This window comes from Microcystis sp. M53603_WE2 (genome assembly GCF_030065435.1).
The window spans coordinates 1-7,223 of the sequence record NZ_JASJFF010000629.1 but is presented as its reverse complement, the minus strand read 5'-3'; the positions used below and the strand labels follow the sequence as shown (position 1 = coordinate 7,223).

Below are 7,223 nucleotides of genomic sequence, written 5' to 3'. Positions count from 1 at the left end.
GGTTTTAAACCGTTTCTACCAAGGGACGGGTTAACTTATCCAACTGTTGGGTTAACAGACTCAGGAATAAACCCACATCGGTGACGATACCCACGGATTCTACGGAACCTCGATCGCTTAATTTTGTCACCACGGCCGGGTTAATATCAACACAGACCATTTTTACCCCCGCCGGTGTCATATTGCCCACACCGATGGAATGGAGCATACTAGAGAGCATGAGAATCATGTCTGCACCTTGAATTAAGCGGGAATATTCTTCCTGTGCTTTAATTAAATCCATCTCCGTATCCGGAAGCGGACCATCATCGCGAATTGAACCAGCTAGACTGAAGGGGACATTATTCTTGACGCATTCATACATTACGCCTTTTGTCAATACCCCGGCCGATACAGCTTTGGCGATGCTGCCGTGGCGACGGATGAGGTTGATAATCTTGAGGTGGTGACGATGGCCACCGCGCACGGGGATGCCTTTCTGCATATCTACCCCTAAAGAAGTACCCATGATCGCCTGTTCCATGTCGTGAACTGCGATCGCATTTCCCCCCAGTAAAGCGTGAACGTAACCATCGCGGATTAAACGGGAGAGATGTTGCGCTCCTCCAGTGTGAATGACCACCGGACCTGCCGTTACTACCACTTTACCGCCCTGGTCGCGAATTTTACGCATTTCCCAGGCAATCTGCTCCACGGTTAACTCGACTCGGCGCTCGCTGGAAACCCCCGCACCCATAAAGGTAAATTCCTGAGTGCTGTTGCGTTGTTCCCTGGATTCCGCCTGTCGGATAGTACGGATGCCCTCAACTCCCACCATAACGCGATCGCCAGCTTTTAAATCCCGCAGGAGAGTACATTTCGCCGTTTTGCCTTCCGGACTTTCAGTGACGACGATGGCTGCATCCATGCGTTGATTTTCCACCCGCACCCATTCACAGTTAACCCGCACTTCCGTGGGATAGATGGTGCTGACATAAAAATCATCGGGAGCGACCCCATCTTGTGCCACCACTGCGGTATTGACATCACAGATTTCTTGAGGACGAGCGGCCGCACCGAGGTCGATCAATTGTACCATGATCTCCTCCATTACCTCGTGAGAGGGTGCAGAAACGCGCACTTCGGCCGAGGAGGTACTTTGGCGCTCAATCCCTAAGGTGAAGTTTAAAACCTTGAAGCTGCCCCCATTTCCCACCACAACATCGAGAGCTTTATTCATAATTCCCGCGTCGAGCAGATGACCTTCTAGCTGGAGAATGCGACTTTCAATGGTGACATTAGCGTGATGGTCTGGAATTAAGGGTTCGGTGGTACGCAGGGTTAAACATTTAGCGGCTCCTCCTGCTTTTAAGAACTCTGTCAGGGGAGTTTGTACCACTTCAAACCCTTTTGACACTAACTTATGTTGTAAATCGTCACTAATTTTATTCATGACGATTACTTCACCGATATTCACTGCATTACAAGCAAAGTTAACCGCATCGGCTTCTTCAACGATAATGCGTTTTTCTTCGGGAATTTTTAACTCAATTAACCGATTAGAATAGGCATCAAAAGCATCGGGATAGTAGAGGAGATAACCGCCACTGAGGGGACAAAAACAGGTATCAAGGTGATAAAAACGTTCATCGATTAAACGTAGGGATAAAACCTCGATATCGAGCCATTTAGCGATTAAAGGGTGGGAATCTAACTCGGTTCTGAAGCCATATCCTGCCCATAACCAACGTCCTTCCCGATCTAATAATGCGTCTCCTGCACCTTCAAAGGGTAAATCTTTGGGCAGTTCGTGAACCGTAAAACCGTTATCTTCAAACCACTGCTTAAAATAGGGTTCTTCTCCCTGTCTTTCTTTGTGTAAAAAGCGACTGAGAACGACAGTTTTTTCCAGAACTAAACCTGCATTAGCGGTAAAAACCATGTCAGGCCAGCCTTTTTCTGGTGTGACTAAATCCACGAGCGCCCGATCTTTGAGAACATGATAAAGCTGCTGCCATTGTTGCCTAGCTTTTTCCTGGGAAGATTTGTGAATGTTGCCCTCCATCCAAGGATTAATCACATAATCCACATCGTAATGATCGGGAGAACACATCAAAAAGCGAATAGTTTCAGTCATATTTTTTGACAATGAATATTCAGTATAAGTAGTCTGGAGATAAGTTTAGACCAATCTTCCATTATACTCTACTTTGCGTCGAAACATCACAGACTTAAGATTAGGACAATTCCTGCGCCACAAGCTAAAAACAGCCTGATTTTAGCCGATAACTGACGGCGAAGCTGTTAAGTATTTAAATTGCTTGTGGAGATGAGGCAAGAGGCAACCCCCCCCGATGTCGGGGGGTAGGGGGGGGTGGGGGAGATTCAGCTGCTCTAAGGATAGGCGGTTAAAATGGGTCTTAGCTTAGAAGCTTAAATCATTGTAAATCCTGATGTTTAAATAACCCCATAAATTTCGATTTGCGTCCGTGTTCCTTAATTAAATTTTCTCGATAGGTTTGCCATTCTTCCCGTCTTCCCGACATATAAAAGGCATTACGAGCTTTTTTTAGCCATTTAATCGCTTCTTCGTAGCGATCAGCCTTTTTTTCGTCGAGTATCTTTTCCGCAGGAGGACGTGCGCGATCGATCACCCAGTTAGGATCGACGGTAGCAGCCGCATCCATTATCCGCCAAATTAGGTGAGACTGCACATAGGAATTATCAGAAACGACTTTAATTGCATCTCTAACTAAATTTTCGTGGAGAAATATATCAATTTTAGCCTCTGTGGAACGTCCACCGCTAAACTCGCGCAAGTAATCTAACAAGTCTAATTTTAAATCGGGCCAATCTTCCCCCGCTAAAGACTCAATTTTTTGGTAATGGGAAAAGGAAGGTTGGTCTTGAAATGCCTTAATTCTAGCGGCCAAAGCTGTATCTATATCCCCTAAAGATTGCGCTAGTTCACTTGTCCAGAGAGCTAATTGATAATAATAATTTCCTGGGAAATTTAGACCACTTCGGGCAATTATTAGGGCGGATTCTGGTGCGGATTCATCCCGTAAAGCTTTGGCAAAAAAGAAGGCTTCATCGTTTTTAGTTATCATGTTTTTTGCCGCTGCCATCGCTTCGTCAATGCGATCAAGATAGACTAACTTAGTTAGGTATTCTACCACTTGTCCTGAAGCTAAAGCTAGATTCAAATATTCCTGATCTTTTTCCTGTTTCTCGAAAATTTCTAAGCGAATAGAAGTTAATGTTTGGGCATAATCGGGGATATTATCTGACCACATTTCTGAAAAATTAGCCGATTCTCCCCGTAAAATCTTCTCTAAAACTGGATCGTCCCATCCCTGTTGTAAGGCCGCTAAACTCATCTCAAAATCGGCACTCCATTCATGCTGCCATTGCTCCATTTTTTCCCTTAAATCTTGCTTTTCTTGGGGATTAAATTCTTTACTTAAAATTGCCCCAGTTAAAACTCGATCGATTCTGGCACTTAAATCATCATTGACAGCACCGTAATCTTCTAAATTATCCCATTCCTCGATACAGGCGCTAATAATTGCTTCTAAAATAGCGATCGCATTATCCGGTTCTCCCTTTTGATAATAATCTTGGGACTCATCCACTAGGGCATAAATTTCATTAGAAATTGGATCTTCTTCGTAGTAATCTTCTTCGATCGCTCGCAGGGATTGCCGCAGTTCATTACGGACAGTATTACGATAAGCTTTGACATTAATAGTTATCTTCCCTCCCGCTTTATTAACTGGGGTAGCTGGCAATAAAAACTTATCAATTGTCTCGATAATTTCTGGGTGTTTAGCCACTAAATGATTAAGTAATTTTCTTAATTTACTTTCATCGATTGGTGTCAATAACTCCTCTAGGGAGGCTTTTTTAATAATTAATTCTGGTTGACGAGAACAGGTTAATAAAACCGCCACAATATGCTTACACCAACCCTCGTAATCGTAGGGACAGGAACAGGAGACATTCTCAAGATTATCTTGGTTAAAATCCATGGCAACTCGATAGGGTTTAACCTCACTACCATTCACTAAAGCTTGCAGATTTTGCCCCCGTTGCCAAAGAGAAATAACTGCACCGCTATCGTAATAATATTGACCGCGCTGATAGGAAGCATTGGTGCTATTTTGCCGGATAATTTTTTCATTGATAGGAGGAATAGTCATAGTCAGAAAAGGAGAGGATTGGGTGATAAAATCTTGTCTGTGTCAAGAAAACTGCCAGCACCGAGACAGACCACTGCATCAGCAACCGAGTCAACTTATCTTCAGTTTAGCCTAAATGTGCTATAGTAAAGACAGTATGGAAATTAAAAACATTCCTCTGTCCCAAATTCGTCGTCCTTTACCGCGACAAACCGATCCCGAAAAAGTTAATCAGTTGATGCAATCGATCGCTGAGGAGGGATTACGAGAACCGATCGATGTTTTGGAGGTGGATGGTCAATACTACGGTTTTTCCGGTTGCCATCGCTTTGCAGCTCATCAGCGTCTCGGTAAAGAAACAATTCTCTGTCGAGTTCGTCGCGCTCCTAAATCCGTTTTAGCTAAACACATCGCTTAAGCTGAGAAGTCCCATGAATGAGTCCTTATATAAATATCATCGGCAAAAATTAGAGCAGTTAATGGCAGAAATTGGCTGTAAAAATCTGGAAGAATTGAGTCGGTTATCGGGTCTATCTTCTTGGCAATTGCAGAGAGTTCGCCATGGTTTAATCGCCAAATTATCCTCTGAATCTTTGGTGAAATTAGCTAATGCGCTGCAGCTGCCAGTTAGCGATCTTCTCGCTCATTTTCAAATCCCGACGATGGGGACAGAGGATCGTTCAGGGGAATCAAAAATTCTCGAACAAGAGTATCAGAATTTACAGCAAAAATTAGACAAGCAAAAAGACGAATTAGCCGCAGAATTTCAACGTCAAAGCATCGAAGCGATCGAATCTTGGTTAGTTCAATGGCCCACGGCCGAGGCCGTTGCCCGCAAAAATCCCGACCTAGCAGCCGTCAAAATCCTCTCCCTAGTTAAACCGATTATGCAGTTACTGGAGCGCTGGGGAGTGCAACCAATTGACAGTGTCGGTGATCATGTTAGTTATGATCCGCAAATCCATCAATTGATCGATGGTCAAGCAGCAATCGGTACACCCGTTCTAGTTCGTTATCGGGGCTATCGTCATGGGGAAAAACTACTTTATCGTGCTAGAGTGAGTTTAATTAAAGTAGAAATGCCGGAAATTCAACCAGCAGAAACAGAAAATGTCACCGCTTAAAGTGATAATTCTTCCAGAGCTTTAGTGCTGTGAAAAATTCCCCCGTGGTCTGCTTTTATCGAAAAAATCGGGTCTAAAACCTCGCCTTAAGACGAAAAGTTTTTGGAGCGGGACATAAATCCCCATTACAAAACTAATGGCGGCTTGATAAACGCCCTCTGAACGGTTAAGATGATATATGATTCGGAGGGAAAAATATGTCAACGCCCTACGATAACTGTTTTGACCACATTACTGATCGTCCAACGAAATTCTGTTCGCCAGCAATGGTTACAGATGGTTTGCGGAGGTTTATTTGTTGCCGATGTTAGGATACTACTATTAGCGACGCTTAAGCGAAACCCAACCACACCAATATCGTCAAGAATGTTGGGTTTCGCTCAAACCATTGAATTGAGCAGTTTTCTCCTAAGGATTAAATCGCTCAACCCAACCTACAAGCTGAAGAATAATAATTCAATTTGTATTTGTGCTACTTTGAAAATATGAAAGCAACGATCCGAAACGTTAAAATTAGCGAAATCCCCACAGCGATCGAGCAGTTAGGTTTGTCTGCTCATGCGTGTGTCGATTTCACCATCGAGAATCATGAGATGACGGGAAACGAACAGGAGGAAACCACCCAAGCCTTGATGGAAGTGGTGAATGAAATTCGTGCTTATGCCAAGAGTCAGGGATTGACTGATGAGAAGTTGGAAGAGCTTTTAGTAGATGAATCGTGAACCCATAGTTATCGATACGAACGTCTTTATAAGCTTCGCCTTAAGCAGTACGACAACACCAGCTTTGGCTGTAGAATACGCGATTAATAACTTTATTATTCTGCAAAGTCCCGCAACCATAGGCGAGTTGGTCACAAAACTTCTTCTCCCAAAGTTCGAGAGGTACATTACACTGGAGCAGCGCCGACAACTGCTAGTAAGAATTTTGGAAATTTCGCTGCTGATTAGACCTACTGACCACACTGAAATTTGCCGAGATCGAGACGATAATAAATTCCTAAATCTGGCAACCAGTGGGGAAGCACGCTATCTCATTACTGGTGACAATGATTTGCTTATACTGCAACGCTATGGGAAAACAGAGATCGTTACACCAAGGGAATTTTTAAAAATTGTTCGGCGGTGAAGTACAAAAAATCCAGTTTGAGTGAGATGATCGAAAGAACAACATCGATATCGAAAAACACGGGATAGACTTTAATTTTGCCAAGACAAGTGACTTAAGTAGTAGGTTGGGTTGAGCAATAATAACTTTTGTCTGTCAAATATTAGTGACGCTTGAGCGAAACCCAACCACACCAATGTCGTCAATAATGTTGGGTTTCTAAGTAGCTGGTTATAATTAAATTAAAAATGGATTTTAGGTTCGATCCCCCCTGCCCCCCTTAATAAGGGGGGTGCCGATAGGCGGGGGGATCTGACAACTTTTAACGCCTACCTACTTAACTGGGATTGGTGCGTTACGCTAACGCTAACTTTTATCTCATCGGTAAAGATTGCAATCCAAAACAAAGACCTTGACAGACTCTTGTTAGGAAATTTAAGTCCAAAGTAGCGATTGTATCCTGAGAACTATGATAATAGGGATTACGCATATTAGCCGTATCTGTCACCATAATTGCCGAATAACCGCGACTCCAAAAAGGAGAATGATCGCTGCGTCGAGTATCGGGGACGATATAACCTCCAAAAATTACGGGCAACCATTCGCAGGGAGTTTGATTTTCTCGCAGGACTCGACTGAGAAAATTTAAATCCTTGCGGGTTTTGAGATTGCCAATCAAAGCGATAAAATCCCCAGTGTTGGGGTAAAAATATTCTAGAAAAGCTGGATATTTTTGAGAATGGGGATTTTTATCACAGTAACCGAGCATTTCTAAGGATAACATTAACCTTAAATCCTGCTTAGTTTGTTTTAATTTTTCTGCGTAGGCAAT

General features: G+C 43.3%; 7 protein-coding genes. 4 read left to right on the top strand and 3 right to left on the bottom strand.

The annotated features are described in order from the left end of the window. Positions 1 to 4: 4 nt before the first annotated feature. Positions 5 to 2,116, bottom strand: a complete 2,112-nt coding sequence (argZ, locus tag PX481_RS13425) for a bifunctional arginine dihydrolase/ornithine cyclodeaminase (RefSeq protein ID WP_288094731.1) — start codon at positions 2,114 to 2,116, stop codon at positions 5 to 7. Between the two features lie 301 nt (positions 2,117 to 2,417). Beyond that, positions 2,418 to 4,181 (bottom strand): SWIM zinc finger family protein, encoded by a 1,764-nt coding sequence (locus tag PX481_RS13420; RefSeq protein WP_288094730.1) that lies wholly within the window; start codon positions 4,179 to 4,181, stop codon positions 2,418 to 2,420. Between the two features lie 115 nt (positions 4,182 to 4,296). Here PX481_RS13420 and PX481_RS13415 point away from each other — a divergent pair, with 115 nt between their 5' ends. The 4 genes from PX481_RS13415 to PX481_RS13400 all read left to right on the top strand — a co-directional run bounded on the left by PX481_RS13415 (position 4,297) and on the right by PX481_RS13400 (position 6,412). Further along, positions 4,297 to 4,578 carry a ParB N-terminal domain-containing protein gene (locus PX481_RS13415; protein WP_002763410.1) on the top strand — a complete coding sequence of 94 codons (282 nt, stop codon included), beginning with the start codon at positions 4,297 to 4,299 and terminating at the stop codon, positions 4,576 to 4,578. A gap of 13 nt (positions 4,579 to 4,591) precedes the next feature. Further along, positions 4,592 to 5,284 (top strand): helix-turn-helix domain-containing protein, encoded by a 693-nt coding sequence (locus PX481_RS13410; RefSeq protein ID WP_288094729.1) that lies wholly within the window; start codon positions 4,592 to 4,594, stop codon positions 5,282 to 5,284. Positions 5,285 to 5,769: 485 nt separating this feature from the next. Then, a complete protein-coding gene (locus PX481_RS13405; protein WP_002799399.1) occupies positions 5,770 to 6,006 on the top strand; it encodes a hypothetical protein in 237 nt (78 codons plus the stop codon). After that, positions 5,996 to 6,412 carry a putative toxin-antitoxin system toxin component, PIN family gene (locus PX481_RS13400; RefSeq protein WP_012266738.1) on the top strand — a complete coding sequence of 139 codons (417 nt, stop codon included), beginning with the start codon at positions 5,996 to 5,998 and terminating at the stop codon, positions 6,410 to 6,412. The genes PX481_RS13405 and PX481_RS13400 overlap by 11 nt, the downstream gene beginning before the upstream one ends. A 352-nt stretch (positions 6,413 to 6,764) precedes the next feature. On the opposite strand, the gene PX481_RS13395 is transcribed toward PX481_RS13400, so the two are convergent. After that, the coding region (locus PX481_RS13395; protein WP_288094728.1) for a M28 family peptidase at positions 6,765 to 7,223 on the bottom strand (459 nt) is incomplete at its 5' end.

Bases quoted from the DNA above. Each gene is read 5' to 3' on its own strand.
- argZ (WP_288094731.1), bottom strand. From the start codon at position 2,116: ATGACTGAAACTATTCGCTTTTTGATGTGTTCTCCCGATCATTACGAT.
- PX481_RS13420 (WP_288094730.1), bottom strand. From the start codon at position 4,181: ATGACTATTCCTCCTATCAATGAAAAAATTATCCGGCAAAATAGCACC.
- PX481_RS13415 (WP_002763410.1), top strand. From the start codon at position 4,297: ATGTGCTATAGTAAAGACAGTATGGAAATTAAAAACATTCCTCTGTCC.
- PX481_RS13410 (WP_288094729.1), top strand. From the start codon at position 4,592: ATGAATGAGTCCTTATATAAATATCATCGGCAAAAATTAGAGCAGTTA.
- PX481_RS13405 (WP_002799399.1), top strand. From the start codon at position 5,770: ATGAAAGCAACGATCCGAAACGTTAAAATTAGCGAAATCCCCACAGCG.
- PX481_RS13400 (WP_012266738.1), top strand. From the start codon at position 5,996: ATGAATCGTGAACCCATAGTTATCGATACGAACGTCTTTATAAGCTTC.